Annotated in this window: 24 protein-coding genes; 11 read left to right on the top strand and 13 right to left on the bottom strand. The window is 69.6% G+C overall.

Going from position 1 to position 24,539, the window contains the following annotated elements:
• Positions 1–243 precede the first annotated feature (243 nt).
• The 11 genes from J8I35_RS22190 (at position 244) to J8I35_RS22240 (ending at position 9,744) form a co-directional block, all read left to right on the top strand.
• On the top strand, positions 244–807 hold the full coding sequence (locus tag J8I35_RS22190) for an RNA polymerase sigma factor (protein WP_006491033.1): 564 nt from the start codon (positions 244–246) through the stop codon (positions 805–807).
• A complete protein-coding gene (locus tag J8I35_RS22195; protein ID WP_089488685.1) occupies positions 804–1,238 on the top strand; it encodes a DUF3619 family protein in 435 nt (144 codons plus the stop codon). The genes J8I35_RS22190 and J8I35_RS22195 overlap by 4 nt, the downstream gene beginning before the upstream one ends.
• 26 nt (positions 1,239–1,264) lie before the next feature.
• Entirely contained in the window at positions 1,265–2,032 is a 768-nt protein-coding gene (locus J8I35_RS22200; RefSeq protein WP_124631401.1) for a DUF3106 domain-containing protein, read from the top strand.
• Positions 2,033–2,037: 5 nt separating this feature from the next.
• On the top strand, positions 2,038–2,544 hold the full coding sequence (locus J8I35_RS22205; RefSeq protein WP_050016442.1) for an RDD family protein: 507 nt from the start codon (positions 2,038–2,040) through the stop codon (positions 2,542–2,544).
• A gap of 222 nt (positions 2,545–2,766) precedes the next feature.
• Positions 2,767–3,705: a UDP-2,3-diacylglucosamine diphosphatase gene (locus J8I35_RS22210; protein WP_050016440.1), complete on the top strand. Its 939-nt coding sequence runs from the start codon at positions 2,767–2,769 to the stop codon at positions 3,703–3,705.
• 28 nt (positions 3,706–3,733) lie between these two features.
• A complete protein-coding gene (locus tag J8I35_RS22215) occupies positions 3,734–4,768 on the top strand; it encodes a glycosyltransferase family 1 protein (RefSeq protein WP_050016438.1) in 1,035 nt (344 codons plus the stop codon).
• The gene (locus tag J8I35_RS22220; protein WP_011694335.1) at positions 4,765–5,301 is read left to right on the top strand and encodes a diacylglycerol kinase; all 537 of its coding nucleotides are present in this window, start codon (positions 4,765–4,767) and stop codon (positions 5,299–5,301) included. The genes J8I35_RS22215 and J8I35_RS22220 overlap by 4 nt, the downstream gene beginning before the upstream one ends.
• Positions 5,302–5,502: 201 nt before the next feature.
• Entirely contained in the window at positions 5,503–6,261 is a 759-nt protein-coding gene (locus J8I35_RS22225; RefSeq protein ID WP_050016436.1) for a TetR/AcrR family transcriptional regulator, read from the top strand.
• On the top strand, positions 6,258–6,839 hold the full coding sequence (locus J8I35_RS22230) for a TIGR00730 family Rossman fold protein (protein ID WP_050016434.1): 582 nt from the start codon (positions 6,258–6,260) through the stop codon (positions 6,837–6,839). The genes J8I35_RS22225 and J8I35_RS22230 overlap by 4 nt, the downstream gene beginning before the upstream one ends.
• A gap of 22 nt (positions 6,840–6,861) precedes the next feature.
• Positions 6,862–7,623 (top strand): SDR family oxidoreductase, encoded by a 762-nt coding sequence (locus J8I35_RS22235; RefSeq protein ID WP_209926903.1) that lies wholly within the window; start codon positions 6,862–6,864, stop codon positions 7,621–7,623.
• A 228-nt stretch (positions 7,624–7,851) separates the two neighbouring features.
• Positions 7,852–9,744 carry a glycosyl transferase gene (locus J8I35_RS22240; protein ID WP_209926905.1) on the top strand — a complete coding sequence of 631 codons (1,893 nt, stop codon included), beginning with the start codon at positions 7,852–7,854 and terminating at the stop codon, positions 9,742–9,744.
• Positions 9,745–9,906: 162 nt separating this feature from the next.
• Here the strand turns inward: J8I35_RS22240 and J8I35_RS22245 are convergent, their stop codons facing one another.
• The 13 genes from J8I35_RS22245 to kdpF all read right to left on the bottom strand — a co-directional run bounded on the left by J8I35_RS22245 (position 9,907) and on the right by kdpF (position 24,492).
• Positions 9,907–10,524: a DUF924 family protein gene (locus J8I35_RS22245; RefSeq protein ID WP_209926907.1), complete on the bottom strand. Its 618-nt coding sequence runs from the start codon at positions 10,522–10,524 to the stop codon at positions 9,907–9,909.
• Positions 10,521–11,252, bottom strand: coding sequence for an alanyl-tRNA editing protein (locus tag J8I35_RS22250; RefSeq protein ID WP_124554855.1), 732 nt, complete (start codon positions 11,250–11,252; stop codon positions 10,521–10,523). Before J8I35_RS22250 ends, J8I35_RS22245 begins: the two co-directional genes overlap by 4 nt.
• A gap of 105 nt (positions 11,253–11,357) precedes the next feature.
• Positions 11,358–11,768, bottom strand: coding sequence for a group II truncated hemoglobin (locus tag J8I35_RS22255; protein ID WP_006488211.1), 411 nt, complete (start codon positions 11,766–11,768; stop codon positions 11,358–11,360).
• Between the two features lie 44 nt (positions 11,769–11,812).
• Complete coding sequence (locus tag J8I35_RS22260) at positions 11,813–14,428, bottom strand: FtsX-like permease family protein (RefSeq protein ID WP_124554854.1); 2,616 nt, start codon at positions 14,426–14,428, stop codon at positions 11,813–11,815.
• Entirely contained in the window at positions 14,425–15,042 is a 618-nt protein-coding gene (locus J8I35_RS22265) for a DUF4126 domain-containing protein (RefSeq protein ID WP_050016423.1), read from the bottom strand. The genes J8I35_RS22260 and J8I35_RS22265 overlap by 4 nt, the downstream gene beginning before the upstream one ends.
• A 217-nt stretch (positions 15,043–15,259) precedes the next feature.
• Complete coding sequence (gene sugE / locus J8I35_RS22270) at positions 15,260–15,580, bottom strand: quaternary ammonium compound efflux SMR transporter SugE (protein ID WP_089488688.1); 321 nt, start codon at positions 15,578–15,580, stop codon at positions 15,260–15,262.
• Between the two features lie 152 nt (positions 15,581–15,732).
• Positions 15,733–16,014 carry a DUF333 domain-containing protein gene (locus J8I35_RS22275; protein WP_050016419.1) on the bottom strand — a complete coding sequence of 94 codons (282 nt, stop codon included), beginning with the start codon at positions 16,012–16,014 and terminating at the stop codon, positions 15,733–15,735.
• Positions 16,015–16,166: 152 nt separating this feature from the next.
• Positions 16,167–16,865: a two-component system response regulator KdpE gene (gene kdpE / locus J8I35_RS22280; protein ID WP_050016417.1), complete on the bottom strand. Its 699-nt coding sequence runs from the start codon at positions 16,863–16,865 to the stop codon at positions 16,167–16,169.
• Positions 16,858–19,701, bottom strand: a complete 2,844-nt coding sequence (locus tag J8I35_RS22285; RefSeq protein ID WP_050016416.1) for a sensor histidine kinase KdpD — start codon at positions 19,699–19,701, stop codon at positions 16,858–16,860. Before J8I35_RS22285 ends, kdpE begins: the two co-directional genes overlap by 8 nt.
• Positions 19,702–19,851: 150 nt before the next feature.
• Positions 19,852–20,433 (bottom strand): potassium-transporting ATPase subunit KdpC, encoded by a 582-nt coding sequence (kdpC, locus tag J8I35_RS22290; protein WP_209926908.1) that lies wholly within the window; start codon positions 20,431–20,433, stop codon positions 19,852–19,854.
• A 25-nt stretch (positions 20,434–20,458) separates the two neighbouring features.
• On the bottom strand, positions 20,459–22,543 hold the full coding sequence (gene kdpB, locus J8I35_RS22295; protein ID WP_050016412.1) for a potassium-transporting ATPase subunit KdpB: 2,085 nt from the start codon (positions 22,541–22,543) through the stop codon (positions 20,459–20,461).
• Between the two features lie 54 nt (positions 22,544–22,597).
• A complete protein-coding gene (kdpA, locus tag J8I35_RS22300) occupies positions 22,598–24,403 on the bottom strand; it encodes a potassium-transporting ATPase subunit KdpA (protein WP_209926910.1) in 1,806 nt (601 codons plus the stop codon).
• Positions 24,400–24,492 (bottom strand): K(+)-transporting ATPase subunit F, encoded by a 93-nt coding sequence (gene kdpF / locus J8I35_RS22305; protein ID WP_006752209.1) that lies wholly within the window; start codon positions 24,490–24,492, stop codon positions 24,400–24,402. Before kdpF ends, kdpA begins: the two co-directional genes overlap by 4 nt.
• Positions 24,493–24,539 lie beyond the last annotated feature (47 nt).

Here is a 24,539-nt window from a genome sequence, read left to right on the forward strand (position 1 = left end):
AAATGAGACCATCACTTCATGTTGCGAATCGCCGACAATAGCGGGTCGCAGCTGGGCCGTCAAGCAAAATATCCCGCAGCGCATCATGCGCGCCGCCCGGCGCCCGGCCGCCGCGGTTCGCGCGCAACGTGCGGCGGCCGACCCGGTGCCAAGCCGCATGAAAATTTGATAGCATCCGCGGGTTTTACGAAATTTTTCGACCTTTTTCACCACGCAGCGGGCCGCAGCGCATACCTTCACGGAATGGCATCAGACAAGGAACTCGCCGACTTTCTGGCGGGCGTCGAAAGGCGCGCGTTCAAGCAGGCTGCGTACGCCGTACGTGACGACGATGCATCGCTCGACATCGTGCAGGACGCGATGATCAAGCTCGCGGAAAAGTACGGCGACCGGCCGTCCGCCGAGCTGCCGCTGCTTTTTCAGCGGATCCTGCAGAACGCGATCCACGACTGGTTCCGCCGGCAGAAGGTCCGCAACACGTGGGTGACGCTCTTCTCGTCGCTGAACAACACCGACGACGACGACTTCGACCCGCTTGAAACGCTCGAATCCGCGGACGACAACGCGGGCGTCGAGAGCAGCGAGCACCGCCTCGAAAGAGAGCAGGTTCTGGCCCTGATCGACGAAGAAATCCAGAAGCTTCCGACGCGTCAACGGGAAGCGTTCCTGATGCGTTATTGGGAAGATATGGATGTCGCCGAGACTGCCGCCGCAATGGGGTGCTCCGAGGGCAGCGTCAAGACGCACTGCTCGCGAGCCACTCATACCCTGGCGCAAGCGCTCAAGGCCAAAGGAATCACGCTATGAGCTCCGCAAACCGAGAACACGAATTCGCGCTGAAGGTGCGCCGCGCGCTGGACGAGCGCGCGGCCGCGCTGCCGGCCGCGACCACCGACCGGCTGGCCGTCGCCCGCCGGGCCGCGCTCGCGCGCAAGAAGCCCGAAGCCGCGAGCGCGCCGGTGTTCGTGCCGGCCTTCGCCGGCGCGGCCGGCGCCTACGGCCCGACGCCCGCGAACCGCCCGCCCGCCGGCCGCCCGTACGCGTCGTTTGCCCGCCGCCTGCTGCGTGCGTGGCCGCTCGCGTTGCTGCTCGCGGGGCTCGTCGGCATCGCGTACTGGGAAGACATGCAGCGCACCGCCGAACTCGCCGACATCGACGCGGCGATGCTCAGCGACGACCTGCCGCTCAATGCGTATCTCGATCACGGGTTCAACGCGTATCTTTCGCGCGCTCACTAACAGACAATAACGAGGGGATCGCACGGGTGAGTCAGAAGCGCGGCCTGGCCGTATTTTTCGGATGCGTGATCGCGATCGCCGTTTCCTACGTCGCCACCTATCCCCGATTCCACCCGGCCCCCGCGACGGCGCCCGTCGCGACCACCAGCCCCGCCGCGCCCGCGTCGACCGCGACCGGGCTGACCACCGAACTCCCGCCGCTGCCCCTTCCGCTGCCGCTGCCGGCCGCCGCCGGCCCGCTGTCGTGGGCACGCCTCACGCCGGCGCAGCACGCGGCCCTCGCGCCGTTCGCCGACCAGTGGGACGGCTTCAGCGACGCCCGCAAGCGTAAATGGCTGAAGATCGCATCGCGTTTCGCGAAGTTGTCGCCGGATGACCAGAAACGCCTGCAGGACCGGATGACCGAATGGGCGAAGATGACGCCCGAGCAGCGCCGCGTCGCGCGCGAGAACTACCAGAGCGCGAAGGAGCTGTCCGCACAGGCGCGCGAGCGCGCGTGGAAGGCCTACCAGCAACTCCCCGAGGAGCAGAAGGAACGGCTTGCCGCCGCCGAGCGCCGCCGCAGGCCGAGCGTCGTCAGCGCGCCGCCGACCGTCGCCGACCGTGACGTCCGCCGCCTCGTCAACTCGCACGAACACCCGGCGAGCGGCGCGGCCGCCGCCCCGGCGCCCGCGTCGGCCGGCGTCGTCGTGCAGCCGGTGCCCGCGTCGTCCACGTCCGGCACCGCATCGGCACCGGCCGCGGTCCTGCCGGTGTCGCCCGCCGACGCGCCTTCGCTGTTCAAGGGCTCCTGAGCGCCGTGGCGACCGCCCGCGCTCCCGAGACCCCGGCTGCCGCGCCGTCCGTGCGGCGGCGCCTCGCCGCGCTGCTCTACGAAGGCGTGCTGCTGTTCGGCGTCGTGTTCTTCGCCGGGCTCGCGTTCAGCCTCGCGACACAGCAACGCAACGGCCTCGTTCATCACAATCTGCTTGCCGCGTGGATCGCGCTCGTCGTCGGCGCGTATTTCGTGTGGTTCTGGACGCACGGCGGCCAGACGCTGCCGATGAAAACCTGGCGGCTGCGGCTCGAGTCGTCGAGCGGCCGGCCGCTGAGCGCCGGCCACGCGCTCGTCCGCTACGCGCTCGGCTGGCTGTGGTTCCTGCCGCCGCTCGCGCTGCACCCGCTCCTCGGCCTGTCGGTGCCCGTCACGCTCGCGCTCGCCGCCGCATGGATCGTCGTGTGGGCCGGCGCCGCCCGGTTGCACGCCGGCCGCCAGTTCCCGCACGACCGGCTCGCGCGTACGCGCGTCGTCGCGATACCGCGCTGACGCGCCGCATTCACCAGATGAAAGCCGCTCGCCCCGCCCGTCTCCATCGAGGACGGCCCTGCCGGACACACGCCGACCGTTCAGTGCGGCAGCTTACGCAACGCCCGCTCATTTACTGCTAAACACCCTTCGACGGTCGTAATAAGAACGTCTCGTGACTGTCACGGTACAGTCACGCCCGCATGGCGGAATGCCGGTAATGTCAACCGGCGCGAGTCATGCATGGGCCAGAAAACGTCCGCGACTTCATTGTTTCGTCATCCCATCGGCGCCCGCGCCGCCACTGCGTTCCTGTCCGGCTCGGGCGCAACCGACGGCGTGGTGTCGCACAAGCCGCCCGTCGCGCCCACCACGCAGCACGACGACCCCGAGCCGTCCGCCCATCGCTACCGCACCATCTGGCTGTCCGACATCCACCTCGGCTCGAGCGGCTGTCAGGCGCCCTACCTGCTGGATTTCCTGCGTCACAACGACTCGGAATACCTGTACCTCGTCGGCGACATCATCGACGGCTGGCAACTGAAGAAAGGCTGGTACTGGCCGCAGGCGCACAACGACGTCGTGCAGAAGATCCTGCGCAAGGCGCGCAAGGGCACGCAGGTCGTCTACATCCCCGGCAACCACGACGAAGGCGCGCGGCAGTTCTGCGATCTCGCGTTCGGCGACATCCAGGTGCGCGGCGAGGCATTCCACACGACGCTCGCGGGCAAACGTTTGTGGATCGTGCACGGCGACCTGTTCGACGGCGTGATCCAGCATGCGAAATGGCTCGCGTACCTCGGCGACACGCTCTACACGCTGATCCTCGTGCTGAACCGCTGGTTCAACCGGATCCGCAGCCGGCTCGGCTTCCAGTACTGGTCGCTGTCGCAGTACCTGAAGCACCAGGTCAAGAACGCGGTCAACTTCATCTCGCAGTTCGAGACCGTGATGACCGACGAGGCGCGCCGCCGCGGCTGCGACGGCGTCGTGTGCGGCCACATCCACAAGGCCGAGATCCGCGACATCGACGGGGTGCTGTACTGCAACGACGGCGACTGGGTCGAAAGCCTGTCCGCGCTCGTCGAAACGATGGAAGGCGAACTGAAGATCGTCTACTGGACGGTGATGCGCACCGCACCGTCCGAGACCGCGTCGCGCAAGGCCAAGGCCGCTGCCTGACACAACCCTACTTACAGGACATGCCGCGATGAAGATCATGATCGTCACCGACGCGTGGGAACCGCAGGTCAACGGCGTCGTACGCACGCTGAAGAGCACGTCGCGCGAACTCACGGCGCTCGGCCACCGCGTCGAACTGCTGACGCCGCTGGAATTCCGCACGGTGCCCTGCCCGACCTACCCCGAGATCCGCCTGTCGATCCTGCCGTATCGCAAGCTGCGCGCGCGGATCGATGCGTTCGCACCCGACGCGCTGCACATCGCGACCGAAGGCCCGCTCGGCCTCGCCGCGCGGCGCTATGCGCGCGCCCGCAAGCTGCCGTACACGACCGCGTACCACACGCGCTTCCCGGAATACGTGCAGGCGCGCTTCGGCATTCCGCTGGCGGCGACCTACAAGTTCCTGCACTGGTTCCACGGCCCGTCGCGCGCGGTGATGGCGCCGACGCCGGTCGTCAAGCAGGACCTCGAGAAATTCGGCTTCACGAACGTCGTGCTGTGGACCCGCGGCGTCGACCTCGACACCTTCCGGCCGATGGAGTCGAAGGTGCTCAACACCGCGCGGCCGATCTTCCTGTACGTGGGCCGCGTCGCGATCGAGAAGAACGTCGAGGCGTTCCTGCGCCTCGACCTGCCCGGCTCGAAGTGGGTCGCGGGCGAAGGCCCCGCGCTCGCGGAACTGAAGTCGCGCTATCCGGAGGCGAACTATCTCGGCGTGCTGTCACAGACCGAGCTCGCGAAGGTGTATGCTGCGGCCGACGTGTTCGTATTCCCGAGTCGCACCGACACGTTCGGCCTCGTGCTGCTCGAAGCGCTCGCCTGCGGCACGCCGGTGGCCGCGTATCCCGTGACGGGCCCGATCGACGTGCTCAGCGGAGGCGATGCCGGCGCGATGCACGAGGACCTGCAGGAAGCCTGCCTCGAGGCGCTGAAGATCGAACGCACGACTGCGCGCGCGTGGGCGGAACGCTTCTCGTGGCGCGCCGCATCCGAGCAGTTCGCGTCGCATCTGAAGCCGCTGCCGAAGACCGCGTACTCGCCAGCCGAAGGTGCAGCCGTTTGAAACGAGACCTGAACGACAAGATCCCGCCCCCCGCCGCGACGCCGTCACGGCACCGCCCGTTCGACGAGGAAGAGCCGCATGCCGACGCGGACGTGCACCCGCACGAGCCGCTCGGCCCCGACGACCGGCTCGCGCCGCTGCCGCCGAACCCGTACAAGCGCCATCGCGGCATCACGCGTGCCTGGTTCGCGCTCAAGCATTCGCTGAACGGCTTTCGCGTCGCGATCCGCGAGGAAAGCGCGTTTCGCCAGGAACTCACGCTCGCCGCGCTGATGCTGCCGATCGGCGCATTCGCGCCGGTGCCGGCCGCATCGCGCGCGCTGCTGATCGGCTCGGTGCTGCTGGTGCTGATCGTCGAGCTGCTGAACTCGAGCGTCGAAGCCGCGATCGACCGCATCTCGCTCGAGCGCCACGAACTGTCGAAGCGCGCGAAGGACCTCGGCAGCGCGGCCGTCACGGTCGCGCTGTTCGCGTGCGTGACGACGTGGGGCTTCGTGCTCGGGCCGGTGGTCGCACGCTGGCTCGGTTTCTAGGCCACCGCCGGGCGCCTTTCGCCACGCCCGCATGCGGCGCCGCACCATGCGCGGCGCGGCGCCGCGATCACGAAATGCCCCGACGTGGCGAAACCCCGGTTTATAATCGGCCGCTAGACATAGAACAGCAACCCGCGCCGGACGAATCACGCAGCATCGATTGCAGCGCCCGCCAGTCCGGCACACACAGGGCCGGACGACATGGAAGCGAAACCTCCCCGCCGCACCCGCGAACGGATTCTCGAGTTGTCGTTGAAACTCTTCAACGAGATCGGCGAGCCGAACGTCACCACCACGACGATCGCCGAGGAAATGGAAATCAGTCCAGGCAACCTGTACTACCATTTCCGCAACAAGGACGACATCATCAACAGCATCTTCGCGCAGTTCGAGCAGCAGATCGAACGGCGGCTGCGCTTCCCCGAAGATCACCGTCCGACGATCGACGAAACCTGGTCGTACCTGCAGTACATGGCCGATTTCATGTGGACCTACCGGTTCCTGTATCGCGACCTCAACGACCTGCTCGCCCGCAACCGCACGCTCGAGACGCACTTCAAGCAGATCATCAGCCACAAGGTGCGCTTCGCGCACGACATGTGCGAGCTGCTCGTCTCCGATGCCGAAATGGTCGCGACGCCCGCCGAGATCGAGGTCATCGCGACCAACATGGCGGTGATCTCGACGTACTGGCTGTCGTACCAGTACGTGATGCATCCGCGCAAATACAACGACCAGGACGCGATCCGCGAAGAGCTGCACCAGGTGAGCATGCACGTGATCTCGATCATGGCCCCGTACCTGCGCGGCCGTTCGCGCCAGCTGTTCGACGATCTCGTGTCCGGCAAGCTGCCCAAGCGCCAGTTCACCGATTACCTGCCGCCGCGCGACGGGTCGCCGCGCCCGGCGGGCGGCCCCGTCGCCACCGGCCAGGCCCCCGCCAAGGACGCGAAGCAATGAAGGCAGTCTGCGTTTACTGCGGCTCGTCGTCCGGCGTGCGACCCGTCTATGCCGATGCCGCGCGCGCGTTCGGCCGTGCGCTCGTCGAGGCAGGCCTCACGCTCGTGTACGGCGGCGGCCGCGTCGGCCTGATGGGCGTGATCGCCGACGAAGTGATGGCGGCCGGCGGCCGGGCGGTCGGCGTGATTCCCGAGTTGCTCGTCGACAAGGAAGTCGGCCATACGGGGCTGTCGGAACTGCACGTCGTGCCCGACATGCACCATCGCAAGAAAATGATGGCCGACCTCTCCGACGCGTTCGTCGCGATGCCCGGCGGTGCCGGCACGCTCGAAGAGCTCTTCGAGGTCTATACGTGGGCGCAGCTCGGCTATCACCGCAAGCCCGTCGCGCTCTACAACATCGATTCGTTCTACGATCCGCTGATCGCGCTGCTGCGCCATACGGTCGACGAAGGCTTCATGCGGCCGGCCTATTTCGACGCACTGTGCGTCGAGTCGGAACCCGTCGCGCTGATCGAGCGGCTGCGCCGCTACCAGCCGCCCACCCGCGACAAGTGGGCGCCCGACGCCGCGAAGTAACCGTCACCGGAAACCGCACGCGATGACCGCACCGTCCGACCGCAAGGCTGTCCTCATCACCGGCGCGAGCCGCGGCATCGGCCGCGCGACCGCCGTGCTCGCGGCCGAACGCGGCTGGGACGTCGGCATCAACTACGCGCGCGACGCGGCCGCGGCCGAACTGACCGCGCAGGCCGTGCGCGACGCGGGCGGCCGCGCGTGCATCGTCGCGGGCGACGTCGCGAACGAGGCGAACGTCGTCGCGATGTTCGACACCGTTGCGGCCGAGTTCGGGCGCCTCGACGCGCTCGTCAACAATGCCGGCATCGTCGCGCCGTCGATGCCGCTCGCCGACATGCCGGTCGACCGGCTGCGACGGATGTTCGATACCAACGTGCTCGGCGCCTACCTGTGTGCGCGCGAAGCGGCGCGCCGGCTGTCCACCGACCGCGGCGGGCGCGGCGGCGCGATCGTCAACGTGTCGTCGATCGCGTCTCGGCTCGGCTCGCCGAACGAGTACGTCGACTACGCGGGCTCGAAAGGCGCGGTCGATTCGCTGACGATCGGCCTCGCCAGGGAGCTCGGCCCGCACGGCGTGCGCGTCAACGCGGTGCGCCCGGGCCTGATCGAGACCGACATTCATGCAAGCGGCGGCCAGCCGGGCCGTGCGGCGCGTCTCGGCGCGCAAACGCCGCTCGGCCGCGCGGGCGAAGCGCAGGAGATTGCCGAAGCGATCGTCTGGCTGCTCGGCGATGCGGCGTCCTACACGACGGGCGCCCTGCTCGACATCGGCGGCGGCCGCTAAGCTGACGCGCGGCGCAACAATACGGTGGTCGAAATCGCCCCGTGGTCACGGCGCCACAAATCTCCACAATTCCGTGACACTTCCAGTAAACATCCGTAACAATTCCGTGCTCTACTAGCGGCCATTCAGACAGGTGTCTCAAACACGCTGTCCGTTACCCCGGATGTAGCCCCTTATCGGTCCAGCCCATGTCGCCGGACCGGCTCGACTCGACCCGAGATCTTTTCCATGCCTGGAACCGCAGCGCCCAGCCGGCGACGCACGTCCGTGCCCGCCCCGGCCGCGCACACCCGCTCGACCGCCGATACCGACGTCATCGCGACGCTGGACGTCGCCGGCACGCCCGTCGCGGCCTCGACCGCCGCCATCAGCCCCCTGCGCGACCGCTCGCTGCTGCTCGGCTGGCGCGCATGGCTGTTCGTCGCCGCGCTGGTGTGCGCGTACACGCTGCCCGGCGTGCTCGGGCACGATCCGTGGAAACAGGACGAAACCTATACGTTCGGCATCATCCAGCACATGCTCGAGACCGGCGATTTCGTCGTCCCGACCAATGCCGGCCTGCCGTTCATGGAGAAGCCGCCGCTTTACGCGTGGGTCGCGACCAGCCTCGCGTGGCTGCTGCAGCGCGCGATGCCGCTGCACGACGCGGCGCGCCTCGCGAGCGCCCTGTTCGCCGCACTCGCGTTCGGCTTCATCGCGCGCGCCGCCCGCGTAGCCAGCCGCGCGGACAGTTGGTTCGACCTGCGCGTGCTCGGCCCGGTCGTGCTGAGCGCGGGCACGCTCGTCGTGATCAAGCACGTGCACGACATGATGACGGACGTCGCGCTGTTTGCCGGCACCGCCATCGCGTTCTGCGGGCTGCTGGAACTCGTGATGCAGCACGTCGCGCGTGCGCAGCCGATGCGTCACGGGCTGCCGGCGCACCCGGCCGGCCGCTGGGCCGCGCCGATCTTCGGCGCGGGCGTCGGCATCGCGCTGATGGCGAAGGGGCTGTTCGTGCCGCTCGTGTTCGCGGCCACGCTCGTCTGCACGCTGGTGCTCTACCCGGCCTGCCGCACCCGCTCGTTCGCACGCGCGCTCGGCGTCGCCGCGCTCGTGTTCGCGCCGTTCGCGCTGATCTGGCCGACCGCGCTGTTCCTGCGCTCGGAAACGCTGTTCATGACGTGGTTCTGGGACAACAACGTCGGCCGCTTCTTCGGCTTCTCCGTTCCCGAACTGGGCGCCGAAAACGACAAGCCGTTCTTCATCCTGCGCGCGTTCCTGCTCGTCGGCTTCCCGGTCGCGCCGCTCGCGATCGTCGCGCTCGCCCGCGGCGCATGGCGCGACTGGCGTACGCCGCGCATCGCGCTGCCCGTGCTGTTCGCCGGCATCGGACTGGTGGTACTGCAGGTGTCCGCGACGTCGCGCCAGCTCTACATCCTGCCGTTCTTCGCACCGCTCGCGCTGATCGCCGCGCAGGCGATCGACCGCCTGCCGCGCCGGCTGCATCTCGCGTGGGATTACCTGAGCCGCATCCTGTTCGGCATGGCGGTCGTGCTCGCGTGGGCGATCTGGGCGGTGATGGCCGATCCGGCCGCGTCGCGCGCCGATCTCGCACTGCTCGGCCGCTGGCTGCCGCTCGACTGGACGATGCCGATCCAGCCCGCGCTCGTGACCAGCGCGCTCGCGCTGACGGTCGGCTGGCTGACGCTGCTGCCGAAGCTACGCACGACGGGCCTGTGGCGCGGCGCGCTGTCGTGGGGCGCCGGCACACTGGTCGCGTGGGGGCTCATCTATACGCTGCTGCTGCCGTGGCTCGACGTCGCGAAGAGCTACCGGTCGGTGTTCGACGACCTGAACGCGCATCTCGCGCTCGAATGGAACGACGGCGACTGCATGGCGAGCCTGCACGGACTCGGCGAATCGGAAGCACCGATGCTGTATTACTTCTCCGGCATCCAGCACACGCCGATCGACGACGCGAAGACGACGCGCTGCACGTGGATGATCGTGCAGGGCGTGCGGGCCGTCGATCCGGCGCCCGGCGACGAATGGAAGCTGTTCTGGACCGGCGCCCGCCCGGGCGACAACGAGGAGCTGCTGCGCGTCTACGTGCGCACGCCCGAACAGCACCCGCAGTAACACAGGGCGGCGCGCTGCGCTGCCCTGCCCGCCTTCGCTTTCTTCTTCGGCACGGGCCGATCGTCCATTCGAGCGCCGCGCAGCCTGCGCTGCAATACCGGCAACCCGCAAGCGTCGTGGGGTTCGCCGCCCCGCTCCTTCGTCTCGCCAACGAACGGATCGTCAGAACGACGAGCCCGGCTCCCGCAGAAACGCCGCTTCCTCGTCGGTCGACGCGCGACCGAGAATCGCGTTCCGGTGCGGAAAGCGGCCAAAGCGCTCGACGACCGCCGCATGCAGCAACGCGTAGCGGTGATAGCGCTCGCACCCGGCCTCGTCGCGGATGCCCGCGCACAGGCGCACGGCCTCGCGCTGGCTCTCGACCGACTCGTCGTGCTCGAACGGCAGATACGCGAACGCGCGGTGATGCCCGCTCGGCAACCGCGCGTCCCAGCCGGCCGCGACGACGCGGCGGGCCAGCCCGAGCGCCTTCGGATCGGCGGCAAACGCGCGCGGCGTGCCGCGATGGATGTTGCGCGAGAACTGGTCGAGCACGACGATCAACGCCAGCGCGCCCGACGGCGAAGCGGCCCAGTGATCGCACGCGCCGTCGCATGCAGCATCGAGCAGCGCGCCGTAACGCGTGCGCAGCACGTCGTCGAACGCCGCGCCGCCGTTGAACCAGACCTTGCGGTTCTGCCCGAACTCGGCCGAGCCCGGCTCGCCGAACCAGAAATCGAGAATCTCCCGTGCCTGCGGATCGAGCGCCGCCGCGCCCGCTTTCCCGGTATCGATCGTCATGCAAACTCCAGTACGAGGCGCCGTGTGCGCGCACTCTTCTTTTCCAGTTTCGCGACCCGCAGCCCGCCGATTTCGGACGTGTTGCGCACGTGCGTGCCGCCGCACGGCTGCAGGTCGACGTTCTCGATGCGCAGCAGCCGCACGCGGCCGAGGCCCATCGGCGGCTTCACGCTCATCGTGCGGACGAGTTCGGGCCGCTCGGCCATCTCGTCGTCGGTGATCCATTCGGTCGTGACCGGATGCGCGCCGGCGACGAAACCCGCGAGGCGCCGCTCGACGTCGTCGCGATCGATCGCGTCGGACGTCGCGAAATCGAGCCGCACGTAGTCGGCCGTCACGCTGCAGCCGTCGACCGCGTACGGCAGCACCGCGCACATCAGGTGCGCGGCCGTATGCAGGCGCATGTGCCGGTGGCGGCGCTGCCAGTCGATCGCCGCGACCACGCGCGTGCCGGGGGCCAGCGTCGCGACGCGCGCGTCTTGGCCCGGCGCGGGCACGTGCACGGCATCGTCGGGCGTCGCGCCGTCGAACTTCGCCTTGCGCGTATCGGCAATCGCGATCGTGCTGCCGTCGGGCAGCGTCAGCGTGCCGGTGTCGCCGGCCTGGCCGCCGCCGAGCGGATAGAACACGGTGCGGTCGAGCCGGATACCGTCGTCGCCGACGGCCTCGACGATCGCGTCGCATTGCATCAGGTACGCGTCTTCGCGAAACAGCGCCTGTGTCGTCATCGGGATGAGCCTCGTGTCGATGGAGGAAACGGCCAGTGTCGCGCCGGCCCGCACGTGCGCCCAGACGCAGATCGTCCCGCGCGCGGGCAGCGGCGTACCGGTCGATCAACCGGGCCGGTTGCGCATCCAGTCGGCCGTGTCGTAGAACGAATGCATGAGCCGCTCGCGCAGCGGCTCCGGCAGCCCGACATCCTCCATCGCCCACGCCATGCAGCGCAGCCACTGGTCGCGCTCGACCGACGCGATCGGGAACGGCAAATGCCGCGCGCGCAGCCGCGGATGGCCGAACCGGCTGATGTAGTGATCGGGGCCGCCGAGCCAGCCGCACAGGAACCAGAACAGCTTGTCGCGCGAACCGTCGAGCGACGGCGGATGCAGCGCGCGAATCTGCGCGAACTCGGGCTCGAGGTCCATCAGGTCGTAGAAGCGGTCCACCATTTCGCGCACGCGGGCTTCGCCGCCCACGAGCTCGAACGCCGTCGGCTGCGACGGCGCATCGTCATTCACATCGGTCATTACGGATAGTCGGAAAACGGGATCTTCGGGGCCGCGGGCGACGCTCACGCGTCGCGCAGCGACTGCAGCGCGGGGCGCCGCAACACATTATGCAGGCTGAGCCAGCCGGCCGCACCGGCGCAGACGACGCCGGCCGCGATGCCGGCCGGCACGAGCCATGGATCGACGGCGAGCTGGAAGTCGAACACGCGCGACGCGAGCACCCAGCCGACCGCGATCGCGCCCGCCGACGCGAGCACGCCGGCCAGCGCGCCGACCACGACGAATTCCGCGCGCTGCACCGCGTTGACCTGCGCGCGCGACGCACCGAGCGCGCGCAGCAGCGCGGCCTCGCGCACGCGCTCGTCGCGCGAGCCGGCAAGCGCCGTGTACAGCACGAGCACGCCGGCCGCGAGCGTGAACGCGAACAGGAACTGCACGGCGCCGACCACCTGCAGCATCATCCGCTGCAACTGCGCGAGGATCGGCGCGACGTCGATCGCGGTCAGGTTCGGGTAGCGCGCGATCAGCGGATCGAGCAGCGCGGCGTTCGATGCGGGCAGATGGAAGCTCGTCAGGTAGACGGCCGGGAAATCCTTCAGCACCGGCGGCGGCATCAGCACGAAGAAGTTGACGCGGAACGAGCCCCAGTCGAGCTTGCGCACGCTCGTGATCGGCGCGTCGACCGTCAGCCCCGTCACGTCGAAGCGCAGCGTGTCGCCCGGTTTCACGTTCAGCGTCTTCGCGAGGCCGGCTTCGATCGAGATCTGCGGCGTGGCCGCGGCGCCGAACCAGTCGCCTTCGACGATCCGGTTGTCGGACGGCAGGTCGGTCGTATACGACAGGTTGAATTCGCGATCGACGAGCCGGCGCGCCTCTTCCGACGGGTACGCGTCCGGATTCACCGGCTTGCCGTTGATCGCGACGAGGCGGCCGCGCACCATCGGCGCGGGCACCGCGTCGCGCACGCCGTGTGCGGCCAGATAGGCGGCGACGTCGGCGCGCTGGTCGGGCTGGATGTCGATCAGGAACTGGTTCGGCGCATCGGGCGGCGTCGACTGCCGCCAGCCCGCCACGAGGTCGTTGCGCGTGATCGCGATCAGCAGCAGGCACATCAGGCCGAGCGCGAGCGCGGTGATCTGCAGCGCGCTGGCCGTGCCGCGCCGGTGCAGCGACGCCAGCGCGTAACGCCAGCCGACGCCCGCGGCCACGCGCGCATTGCGCACCGCGCGCGCGGCGGCGAACAGCACGAGCCGGGCAATCAGCGCGAACCCGACCAGCGCGCCGGCAAAACCGCCCGCGACGATCAGGCCGAGCTTCAGGTTGCCGGCGGCCACGATCAGCAGCCCCGCGAACAGCACGACGCCGACCGCATACGCGGCCCACGCGGTGCGCGACGCGTCGCCCCACTCGCGCCGCAGCACACGCACCGGCGGCACGCGCGTTAGCGGCACGAGCGGCGGCAGCGCGAAACCGAGCAGCAGCACGAGCGCGGCGCCCATGCCGATCAGCGCCGGCCACAACGTGGGCGGCGGCAGCACGACGTCGATCAGGCTGCCGAGCGCGGCCAGCAGCGCCCAGTGGCCACCGTAGCCGAGCACTGCGCCCGCGGCGCCCGACACGATGCCGACGCCGACGAATTCGAGCGCGAACAACGCGCCGAGCGTGCGGCGGCTCACGCCGAGGCAGCGCATCGTCGCGCAGCCGTCGAGATGACGCCGCATGTAGCGCTGCGCGGCCATCGCGATCGCGACCGCCGCGAGCAGCGCGGTCAGCAACGCGACGAGCGTCAGGAAGTGGCGCGCGCGATCCAGCGTCTGCCGCACCTGCGGCTGCCCCTCCTGCAACGACTCGAGCCCGACGCCGCGCAGTTTCCCGCCGTCGACGCGCGCGTGCGCATAGGTTTCGAAGCGTGCGACGGCCGCTGCGTCGCCGGCGACCAGCAGCCGGTACGTGACGCGGCTGCCGTAGCCCGTGAGCCCCGTCGCGGCGAGCTCGTCCGCGCGCATCATCAGCCGCGGCGAAAAATTGACGAACGAAAAGCCGCGATCGAGTTCGCGGGTAATCGCCGCGGCGACCGTGAACGTGCGCAGCCCGACGCGCACCGTATCGCCCGCCTTCAGGTGCAGCGCGTCGAGCAGCGACGGGTCGGCCCATACGGTGCCCGGCGCGGGGATCGCGGACGCCTTCTGCGCAGTGGTCGCACCGGCCGGCAGGATCTCGACCGCGCCGCGCAGCGGATAGCCGGGCGACACGGCCTTCACGGCCGCGAGGCGCGACGGCGCGGCGTCGGCGGCCTGCCCGCCCGCGGCGGACCCGATCATGCTCGGGAAGATGGCGGTCGTCGCGGTACGCAGGCCGAGCGCGCGCGCCTGGCGGTCGAACGACGGATCGACGGGGCGATCGGCGCGCACGACGAAATCGGCGCCGAGCATCTGGCGCGCGTCGCGCTCGAGGCCCTGGCGCAGCCGATCGGCGAGAAAGCCGACGCTCGTCAGCGCCGCGACCGCGAGCACCAGCGCGAGGACCAGCAGCGTCAATTCGCCCGCGCGCCAGTCGCGCGCGGTCATCCGGGCAGCCTGGTGAATCAGGTCGCGCAGGCCGAAGCGGCCGGCATGCGTGCGCCCGTCATGGCCGGAGTGTCCGGCCGGCGGCTGCGCCGCGTGTTGCGGCCCCTTCAATCGCGCTTCCCTCCGATCGAGTTGAGCCGCGACACCATGTGGTTAGCCATCCCGCGAAAGCCACCCGACACGCCGCGCCACAGGCGCGGCAGCGCCCACGCCGACGCCGTGATGAACGCGGCAAGCAGCACGAGGAACGCGAGCGGAACGAAGAACGCGAGGACGAGCCCGCCGACCACGAGACCGTCCTCGGTCGACGACGCAATCCAGTTCGAAATCGGTTCGGGAGACAGGTTGATCAGCGCGCGCGTGCCGGCCTTCGCCACATGCGCGGCGCCGGCGAGCGAGCCGCCGGCGAGCCCCGCGACCGCCAGCATGGTCGGATCGGCATGGCCGAGCGCACCGGCCGCGAGCACGGCGCCGGCCGGAATGCGGATGAAGGTATGCACGGCATCCCACAGCGAGTCGAACGCGGGGATCTTGTCGGCCAGGAATTCGGTGACGGCGAGCACGGCCGCGGCGCCGATGACCCACGGCGACATCAGCACGGCCAGCGTGTCGGGCAGATGGAGCCAGCCGAAGCGTGCCAGCACGCCGGCGATCAGCACCGTCAGGTACAGGCGCAGGCCGCTCGCCCACGCGAGTCCCGCGCCGAGCGAAATGGCTTCGATCATGGCCCTCTCCTTGCACTTTCCGTGCGTTTTGCCGATTGATCGGATCGGGTCGGACAGACCGGCCGCGCGGCGCGTGGCGACCGGCACCGCGTGCCGCGCGCAGCACGACGGGATTCAGGCCCGAATACGTTCCATTATAGACAGGCTGGACGGGCGACCGGCGCAATTCCGCGACGCGGGGCGGCGCGCGGGCGCGGGCGCGCCGCCGAGTCCGTCGTCAGGCGGCCGACGACAATTTCAGGCCGACCAGCCCCGCGACGATCAGCGCCGCACTGGCGACGCGGGCGACGGTCAGCGCCTCGCCCAGCATCACGATGCCGAACACGAACGCGCCGACCGCGCCGATGCCCGTCCACACCGCGTACGCGGTGCCGAGCGGCAACTGGCGCATCGCGACCGCGAGCAGCCCGAAGCTGGCCAGCGCCGTCGCGATCGTGAACACCGACGGACCGAGCTTCGTGAAGCCGTCCGACGATTTCAAGCCGGCCGCCCAGGCCACTTCCAGCAAACCGGCGATCAACAACCATACCCACGCCATCTCGACGTACTCCGTATCGGATGGGGCCGTCCCCGTTGAAGCGAATGACCCGGGGTCGTCCCCGGGCGGCGCCGAGTATAACAAGTAGCTTACGGACCTGCCGGCGGCCTGGCAGGCCGTCGCCGATGCGGGGCGCGATCGTCAGGACGCGGTCAGTTCGCCACGCGCTTCGGCGCGCCGCCGCCGACGCAGCGGTCGTCGCGGTAAAGCGCCCACTCCTCGCACACGCGGCCGTCCTTGAACACGCACATGCCGACCTGCCCGCTCGACAGGTTGCGGATTACGTGGCGACCGCCGAGCTTCTCGCAGTTGACCGACGCGGGATTGGCCAGCGCCGCCTGCGCGGGCGGGTGCTGCCCGGGCGGCAGCGGCTGGGCGAACGCGCCGGGCGCAGCGAGCGCCAGCGCACAGATGACGACCAGACGGACGGACATTGCACGCTCCTCGATTTGGTTCGCGGAACGGTCAGGATAGCGGGGATTGCGCAGCGGGTGTGCAAGGCCGGCGCCGGTCGCGAGGCTGTCGCGCCGGCGCAACCCTGCCGGGGCGCGACGCCGCGGCCGCATGCTTGGCCGCGCCCCGTCCGTCACACGGCGCCGACGAGCCGATAGCCGACGCCCGTCTCGGTGACGATGTGCTCGGGCTGCGCGGGATCGGCCTCGAGCTTCTGGCGCAGATGCGCCATGTAGATGCGCAGGTAATGATGGCTCTCGACGTGCGACGGCCCCCACACGTCGCGCAGCAGCTGGCGGTGCGTGAGCACGCGCCCCGCGTGACGCACGAGCGTCGCGAGCAGCCGGTATTCGAGCGGCGTCAGGTGCACGATCGCGTCGTCGCGCCACACCTGGCGCAGCGCGAGATCGACGGTCACGCCGCCGAAGGTCACCTTCGGCGACTCGTTCGCGCCGCCCTGGTTGCGCCGGCGCAGTTGCGCGCGAATCCGCGCACGCAGTTCGGACACGCCGAACGGCTTGGTCAGGTAGTCGTCGGCGCCCGCGTCGAGCGCGGCCACCTTCTCCTCTTCCTGCGTGCGCGCGGACAGCACGATCACCGGCACCTCGGACCAGCCGCGCAGTTCGCGGATCACGTCGAGGCCGTCGGTGTCGGGCAGGCCGAGATCGACGATCACGAGGTCGGGCTTGCGCGTCGCCGCGTCGATCAGCCCCTGCTTGCCCGTCTCGGCTTCGAACACCGCGATGTCCTCCTCCTCGAGCGCGGCGCGCACGAAGCGGCGGATCTGCTTTTCGTCCTCGATCAGGACGACGGTCAGGCTGGGTTCACTCATGGTCGGGCAATGACTCGGATGGGGGCGATGCGTCCGGCAGGTCGGATTCGTCGTCGGGCACGGCGGGTGCCGCCGGCGGCGTGTCGACCGGCAGCGTGAACCAGAAGCGCGCGCCCGTCACGCGGCCGTCGGGCGCGGTGCGGTTGAGCGCGCCGATTTTACCGCCGTGCGCCTCGACGATCGCGCGGCAGATCGCGAGACCGAGCCCGATGCCCGGCGTCGCCGATTCCTTCTCGCCGCGCGTGAACTTGTCGAAGATCCGCGTTTCCATGCCAACCGGCAGGCCCGGGCCGTGATCGTCGACGTGCACGCACACGAAAGGATGGCCGTCGTCGGTCACGCGCTCCGCGCCGATGTCGAGCGACGTATCGGGCGGCGTGTACTTCGCCGCGTTCTCGAACAGGTTGGTGAACAACCGCTCCATCAGCACCGCGTCCATCTGCAGCAGCGGCAGGTCGGCCGGCAGCGCGACGTGCGCGGGATGGCGCGCGAGCACGCGCCGGCACGCGGCGAGCGCGGCGCCGACGGTTTCCTCGAGCAGCGACCACTGGCGCTTGAGCTGCAGGCTGCCGGCCTGCAGCCGCGCCATGTCGAGCAGGTTCGTGACGATGCCCGTCATGCGCAGCGCCTCGTCGTGAATCGCGTCGACGAGTTCGCCCTCGCGCTGCGCGAGCCGCCCGGCCGCCGCGGCGTCGCCGGCCTGCGCGGCCGCGCGCCCGTTCGCGAGCATCGACGAAAAACCGACGATCGTCGTGAGCGGCGTGCGCAGGTCGTGCGAGATCGCCGACAGCAGCGAGTTGCGCAGCCGCTCGGATTCCATGTTGACGAGCGCGTCGCGCGCGATCTCGACGTAGTGCACGCGCTCCAGCGCGAGCGCGATCTGCGCGGCGAATGCGTCGAGCATCCGCTGCTGCTCGGGGACCTCGAGTTCGCGCGGCTCGCGCGACGCGACCGCGAGCACGCCGCGCGTGCGCATCGGCGCCTTCAGCGGCAGGTACAGCGCGGCCGTCGCCGGCAACGTATCGGTGCCGCGCCCGGCCGGCTTCTGCTGGTCGTACACCCACTGGCCGACGTCGCTGTCGAGCTCCGCGCCCGTCAGCGTGACGACCGCGTCGGGCTCCTCGATCTTCTGCCGCACCTGGTCCGCGCTGTCGGGCAGCAGGAACGCGACGCGCGCGCGGAACACCTCGCCCACGTGACGGCTGCCGATCTCGACGATCTGCTCGGTCGTCAGCGCCGCGCCGAGCTCGCGCGCCATCGCGTAGATCGCGCCGGTGCGGCGCTCGCGGCGCTGCGCGACGCTCGCCTGGCGCGTGAGCGTCGACGTCAGGTGGCTGATCACGAGCGACGTCAGCAGCATCCCGAAGAAGGTCAGCAGGTATTGCGTGTCGCTGACCGAGAACGACATGCGCGGCGGCACGAAGAAGAAATCGAACGCGGCCACCGACAGGAACGACTGCAGCACGCCCGGGCCGCGGCCGAGCCGCACCGCCGAGAACACCACGCCGAGCAGGTACAGCATCACGAGGTTCGTGAGGTCGAGCCGCCCGGACACGACGCTCGCGACGACGGTGATCGCCGCGCAGATCGCGGCCGCATACGCGTAGTGGCGCGGCGGCGAACGGTGCGTGCCGAACTGCGCGAACGCGTCGCGCCAGTCGCGCGCCCGCGCGTCGAGCGGCGCGGCGCGCGTCTCGTCGCTCGCGGACGCACGGATCAGCATCAGGTCGACGTCGCCCGCGCGTTCCGCCAGCTGCTCGCCGAACGGCCGTGCGAAGCGGCGCGCGAGCCCGACCTTCGGCGAGCCGCCCGCGACGAGCTTCGATACGTTGCGCACCTTCGCATAGCCGATCAGCGCGGCGACCGCGTCGGGCCCGGCGAGCGTGACCGTCTCCGCGCCGAGCTCGGCCGCGAGTTTCAGTGCGTCGAGCGTGCGCTGCCGCCGCGCGTCGGGCAGCCGCTGCAGGCGCGGCGTCTCGACGTACACGGCGATCCAGTCGGCCTTCAGGCTCGCGGCGAGGCGCGCCGCCGCGCGCACGAGCGTCGGCGCTTCGGCGCCCGGGCCGACGCACACGAGCAGCCGCTCGCGCGCCTGCCAGATGCGCTGGATCGAACGGTCTGCGCGGTACTCGCGCATCTGCGCGTCGACGCGATCGGCCGTGCGCCGCAGCGCGAGCTCGCGCAGCGCGATCAGGTTGCCCTTGCGGAAGAAGTTGCGCACCGCGCGCTCGGCCTGCTGCGCGAGATAGACCTTGCCGTCGCGCATCCGCTCGAGCAATTCCTCGGCCGGCAGGTCGACGAGCGTGACTTCGTCGGCCGCGTCGAACACGCGATCGGGCACGGTCTCCCACACGCGAATGCCGGTGATCGCACCGACCACGTCGTTCAGGCTTTCGAGATGCTGGACGTTGACGGTCGTATACACGTCGATGCCCGCATCGAGCAGCTCGTAGACGTCCTGCCAGCGCTTCAGGTGCCGTGCGCCCTGCACGTTCGAATGCGCGAGCTCGTCGACGAGGATCAGTTGCGGCGCACGCGCGAGCGCGCCGTCGAGATCGAATTCGGCGAGCGTGCGGCCGCGATAGTCGATGCGGGCGGGCGGCAGCACGTCGAGGCCGTCGAGCAGCGCGGCGGTTTCACTGCGGCCGTGGGTCTCGACGATGCCGACGACGACGTCGACGCCTTCCTGCACGCGCTGGCGCGCGGCCTGCAGCATCGCGTAGGTCTTGCCGACGCCGGCGGACGCGCCGAAGAAGATCTTGAGCTGGCCGCGCCGCTGCTTTTCTTCATCGCGCTGCAGCTTGTCGAGGAGTTGGTCGGGATCGGGGCGGTTCATGCGTCAGAAGGGCGGCGCGCCGGATGGCGCGCGAGATACAGCCATTGTGGTTCCAAATCGCCGCAAAAGGCAAAGACGGCGCGCGCCGTCGAAACAAAGTCGGGCCCGGCGCGCAGCCAGCCGCGCCGGGGAACCCGCACGCCCGCACGCTCAGTGCGCGGCCTGCGCCGCGTCGAGCGCGAGATTCAGCTTCAGCACGTTCACGCGCGGCTCGCCGAGCACGCCGAACTGGCGGCCCGCCGTGTTCGCGGCGACGAGTTGCGCGACCGCGTCCGGCGCCAGGTTGCGCGCCTTCGCGACGCGCTCGACCTGGTACGCGGCCGCGGCCGGCGTGATCTCCGGATCGAGGCCGCTCGCCGACGCCGTCACGAGGTCGACCGGCACCGGCTTCGACAGGTCGGTGCCCGCGTCGCGCAGCGCGGCGATGCGCGCCTTCACCTGGTCGGCGAGCGACGGGTTCAGCGGGCCGAAGTTCGAGCCGCCGGAGCCGGCCGCGTTGTACGGCATCGGCGCGGTGGCCGACAGCCGGCCCCAGAAATACTTCGGCGCGTCGAACGACTGGCCGATCAGCGCGGAGCCGACGACCTTGCCGTTCTGCTCGATCAGGCTGCCGTTGGCCTGCGACGGGAACACGGCCTGACCGAACACGGTCATCACCGCCGGGTAAGCGAGCCCCGTCACGGCGGTCAGGATGATGAACAGCACGACGAGCGGGCGAATCAACGATTTCATGATGGTTCCTTCAGGGACGGCCGGCTCAGGCCCAGCCGAGCGCGGCGAGCGTCATGTCGATCAGCTTGATGAACGGGAACGGCAGCAGCACGCCGCCGAGGCCGTAGACCAGCAGGTTGCGGCGCAGCAGCGACGCGGCGCCGAGCGGCCGATAGGTCACGCCCTTCAGCGCGAGCGGGATCAACGCGACGATGATCAGCGCGTTGAAGATCACCGCGGACAGGATCGCGGACGCCGGCGACGTCAGATGCATGATGTCGAGCACGCGCAATTGCGGGTACGTCGTCACGAATGCGGCCGGGATGATCGCGAAGTACTTCGCGATGTCGTTCGCGATCGAGAACGTCGTGAGCGAACCGCGCGTCATCAGCATCTGCTTGCCGATCTCGACGATCTCGATCAGCTTCGTCGGGTTCGAGTCGAGGTCGACCATGTTGCCGGCTTCCTTCGCCGCCTGCGTGCCGGTGTTCATCGCGACCGCCACGTCGGCCTGCGCGAGCGCCGGCGCGTCGTTGGTGCCGTCGCCCGTCATCGCGACGAGACGCCCGGCCGCCTGGTGCTCGCGGATCGTCGCGAGCTTGGTTTCCGGCGTCGCTTCCGCGAGGAAATCGTCGACGCCCGCTTCCGCCGCGATCGCCGCGGCCGTCAGCCGGTTGTCGCCCGTCACCATCACGGTCTTGATGCCCATCTTGCGCAGCTCCGCGAAGCGCTCCTTGATGCCGCCCTTCACGATGTCCTTCAGCTCGATCACGCCGAGCACGCGCGCCGCGCCGTCCTGCAGGTCGGCCACGACGAGCGGCGTGCTGCCGCGGCGCGCGACGTCGTCGACCGCGCGGCGCACTTCTTCGGGGAAGCGGCTGCCGTGGGTTTCGACGTAGCGGCGGATCGCGTCGGCCGCGCCCTTGCGGATCTCGCGGCCGGGCAGATCGACGCCGCTCATCCGCGTCTGCGCGGAAAAGCCGAGGAACGTCGCATGCAGTTGCGCCATGTCGCGCTGGCGAATGTTGAAGCGCTCCTTCGCGAGCACGACGATGCTGCGCCCTTCCGGCGTTTCGTCGGCGAGCGACGACAGTTGCGCGGCATCGGCCAGCGCTTCCTCGGTCACGCCCGGCGCCGGCACGAACGTCGACGCCTGACGGTTGCCGAGCGTGATCGTGCCGGTCTTGTCGAGCAGCAGCACGTCGACGTCGCCGGCCGCTTCGACCGCGCGGCCCGACGTCGCGATCACGTTCGCCTGCATCATCCGGCTCATCCCGGCCACGCCGATCGCGGACAGCAGCCCGCCGATCGTCGTCGGAATCAGGCACACGAGCAGCGCGACGAGCGCGGTGATCGTCACCACGTGGCCGGCCTTCATCGCTTCGACCGAGAACATCGAGAACGGCAGCAGCGTCGCGGTCGCGAGCAGCATTACGATCGTCAGCGCGACGAGCAGGATCGTCAGCGCGACCTCGTTCGGCGTCTTCTTGCGCTTCGCGCCTTCGACCATCGCGATCATCCGGTCGAGGAACGCCTCGCCGGGGTTCGCTGTGACCTTGACGACGATCCAGTCGGACAGCACGCGCGTGCCGCCCGTCACCGACGAGAAGTCGCCGCCCGATTCGCGGATCACCGGCGCGGATTCGCCGGTGATCGCCGATTCGTCGACCGATGCGACGCCGTCGACGACTTCACCGTCGGCCGGGATCACGTCGCCGGTCTCGACCAGCACGACGTCGCCTTTGCGCAGGTCGGACGCGGTCGTGATGCGGATCGGCGACTTCGGATGCGGCTCGTTGAGCTTCTTCGCCATCACGTCCTTCTTCGCGCTGCGCAGCGACGCGGCCTGCGCCTTCGAGCGCCCTTCGGCGAGCGCTTCGGCGAAGTTCGCGAACAGCACCGTGAACCACAGCCACAGCGCGATCGCGAGAATGAAGCCCGCGGGCGCCTCGGCCTGGCCCGAGAGCGCCGCGATCCACAGGATCGTGGTCAGGATGCTGCCGACGTACACGCAGAACATCACCGGGTTGCGGAACTGCGTGCGCGGCGTGAGTTTCTTGAACGAATCCACGATCGCCGGGCGCAGCAGCGCCGGATCGAACATGGACCGTGTTGCGGAATGTTGAGTCATTGCGATCTCTTCAAGCTCTTCAGTCTTTTCAGTGTGTCGCGATGCGGGCGCGCATCAAGCGCCCAGCCACATCATCAGGTGCTCGACACCCGGGCCGAGCGCGAGCGCCGGCACGTAGGTCAGCGCGCCCACCAGCAGCACGGTGCCGAGCAGCAGCACGACGAACAGCGGGCCGTGCGTCGGCAGCGTGCCGCTCGTCACCGCGAGGCGCTTCTTCGCGGCGAGGGAACCGGCGATCGCCAGCACCGGCACGATCGTGCCGAAGCGGCCGAACCACATCGCGATCGCGGTCATCCAGTTGTAGAACGGCGTGCCGACCGTCAGGCCCGCGAACGCGCTGCCGTTGTTGTTCGCGGCCGAACTGAACGCATAGAGGATTTCCGAGAAGCCGTGCGGGCCCGGGTTCGAGATGCCGGCCTTGCCCGCGTCCGCCAACACCGCGATCGACGTGCCGACCAGCACGAGCAGCGGCGTGAGCAGCACGACGATCGACACCATCTTCATCTCGTACGACTCGATCTTCTTGCCGACGTATTCCGGCGTGCGGCCGATCATCAGGCCGGCGACGAACACCGCGAGCAGCGCGAACACGAGCATCCCGTAGAGGCCAGAGCCGACGCCGCCGAAGACCACCTCGCCGAGCTGCATCAGCAGCATCGGCACGAGGCCGCCGACCGGCGTCAGCGAATCGTGCATCGCGTCCACCGCGCCGCACGACGCGGCCGTCGTCGCGACCGTGAAGATGCCGGTCTGTGCGATCCCGAAGCGGGTTTCCTTGCCTTCCATGTTGCCGCCCGGCTGCAGCGCGCCGGCCGACTGGTCGACGTGCAGCGCGGCGAGCGTCGGGTTGCCGGCCTGCTCGGCGCTCACCTCGACGCCGGTCGCGACCGCGAACGCGACCGTCATCGCCGCGAGCACCGCGATGCCCTGCCGGCGGTCGCCGATCACCCGGCCGAACACGAGACACAGCGCGGCCGGGATGATCAGGATCGAGAAGATCTGCAGAAAGTTCGCGAACGGCGTCGGATTTTCGAACGGGTGCGCGGAGTTCGCGTTGAAGAAGCCGCCGCCGTTGGTGCCGAGCATCTTGATCGCTTCCTGGGAGGCGACCGGCCCCATCGCGAGCGTCTGCTTCGTCAGCGGAGTCGGCACCGTGACCGCGTTGCCCTTGTCGTCCTTCACCGGGCTGCCCTGCGCGTCGAGCTTCGGCGCCGCGTAGGTGCTCGCCTGCAGCACGGGCACGTCCTGGTACGCCTTCATGTTCTGCAGCACGCCCTGGCTCATCAGCAGCGCGGCGACGAGCGCCGCCATCGGCACGAGCACGTACAGCGTCACGCGCGTGAGGTCGACCCAGAAGTTCCCGATCGTCTGCGCGGTGTGACGCGCGAAGCCGCGGATCAGCGCAATCACGACGACGATGCCGGTCGCTGCCGACAGGAAGTTCTGCACGGTCAGGCCGAGCATCTGCGACAGATAGCTGACGGTCTGCTCGGGCGTGTAGTCCTGCCAGTTCGTGTTCGCGACGAAGCTGACGGCCGTGTTGAACGCGCCGTCGGGCGTCATCGCGCCGAACTGCTGCGGGTTGCCGGGCAGGAAGCCCTGCAGGCGCAACAGCCCGTAGAGGAACAGCACGCCGAGCGCGTTGAACGCGATCGTCGCGATCGCATACTGCTTCCAGTTCATCTCGGTGCCGGCGTCGACGCCGGCGACGCGGTACAGCGCGCGTTCGAGCGGGCCGAACACGCGCACGACGCGCGAACTGCCATCCATCACCGCGCTGAGGTAGCGCGCGACCGGCACGGCCGCCGCGAGCAGCACGACGATGAACAGCAGCGTCTGCAACAGGTTGTTCGCGTTCATTCGATGTCCTCCGCGCGCAGCAGCGCAAAGACGAGATACGCGAACAGCAGGGCCGTCGAGGCGCCCGCCAGCCAAAGCATCCAGGTCATGCGCGCCCCCCGCGACCGTATTGCACGAGCTTGTCGCAACCGGCAAG

The organism is Burkholderia sp. CpTa8-5 (assembly GCF_017815045.1).
Taxonomy (GTDB): Bacteria; Pseudomonadota; Gammaproteobacteria; order Burkholderiales; family Burkholderiaceae; genus Burkholderia; species Burkholderia sola.

Coding starts and splice junctions, on each gene's coding strand:
- kdpE (WP_050016417.1), bottom strand. CDS start 16,865: ATGAGTGAACCCAGCCTGACCGTCGTCCTGATCGAGGACGAAAAGCAG.
- kdpF (WP_006752209.1), bottom strand. CDS start 24,492: ATGACCTGGATGCTTTGGCTGGCGGGCGCCTCGACGGCCCTGCTGTTC.
- sugE (WP_089488688.1), bottom strand. CDS start 15,580: ATGGCGTGGGTATGGTTGTTGATCGCCGGTTTGCTGGAAGTGGCCTGG.
- kdpC (WP_209926908.1), bottom strand. CDS start 20,433: ATGAAATCGTTGATTCGCCCGCTCGTCGTGCTGTTCATCATCCTGACC.
- J8I35_RS22275 (WP_050016419.1), bottom strand. CDS start 16,014: ATGTCCGTCCGTCTGGTCGTCATCTGTGCGCTGGCGCTCGCTGCGCCC.
- J8I35_RS22195 (WP_089488685.1), top strand. CDS start 804: ATGAGCTCCGCAAACCGAGAACACGAATTCGCGCTGAAGGTGCGCCGC.
- J8I35_RS22285 (WP_050016416.1), bottom strand. CDS start 19,701: ATGAACCGCCCCGATCCCGACCAACTCCTCGACAAGCTGCAGCGCGAT.
- J8I35_RS22245 (WP_209926907.1), bottom strand. CDS start 10,524: ATGACGATCGATACCGGGAAAGCGGGCGCGGCGGCGCTCGATCCGCAG.
- J8I35_RS22265 (WP_050016423.1), bottom strand. CDS start 15,042: ATGATCGAAGCCATTTCGCTCGGCGCGGGACTCGCGTGGGCGAGCGGC.
- J8I35_RS22255 (WP_006488211.1), bottom strand. CDS start 11,768: ATGACCGATGTGAATGACGATGCGCCGTCGCAGCCGACGGCGTTCGAG.
- kdpB (WP_050016412.1), bottom strand. CDS start 22,543: ATGACTCAACATTCCGCAACACGGTCCATGTTCGATCCGGCGCTGCTG.
- J8I35_RS22225 (WP_050016436.1), top strand. CDS start 5,503: ATGGAAGCGAAACCTCCCCGCCGCACCCGCGAACGGATTCTCGAGTTG.
- J8I35_RS22230 (WP_050016434.1), top strand. CDS start 6,258: ATGAAGGCAGTCTGCGTTTACTGCGGCTCGTCGTCCGGCGTGCGACCC.
- J8I35_RS22215 (WP_050016438.1), top strand. CDS start 3,734: ATGAAGATCATGATCGTCACCGACGCGTGGGAACCGCAGGTCAACGGC.
- kdpA (WP_209926910.1), bottom strand. CDS start 24,403: ATGAACGCGAACAACCTGTTGCAGACGCTGCTGTTCATCGTCGTGCTG.
- J8I35_RS22250 (WP_124554855.1), bottom strand. CDS start 11,252: ATGACGACACAGGCGCTGTTTCGCGAAGACGCGTACCTGATGCAATGC.
- J8I35_RS22235 (WP_209926903.1), top strand. CDS start 6,862: ATGACCGCACCGTCCGACCGCAAGGCTGTCCTCATCACCGGCGCGAGC.
- J8I35_RS22190 (WP_006491033.1), top strand. CDS start 244: ATGGCATCAGACAAGGAACTCGCCGACTTTCTGGCGGGCGTCGAAAGG.
- J8I35_RS22210 (WP_050016440.1), top strand. CDS start 2,767: ATGGGCCAGAAAACGTCCGCGACTTCATTGTTTCGTCATCCCATCGGC.
- J8I35_RS22240 (WP_209926905.1), top strand. CDS start 7,852: ATGCCTGGAACCGCAGCGCCCAGCCGGCGACGCACGTCCGTGCCCGCC.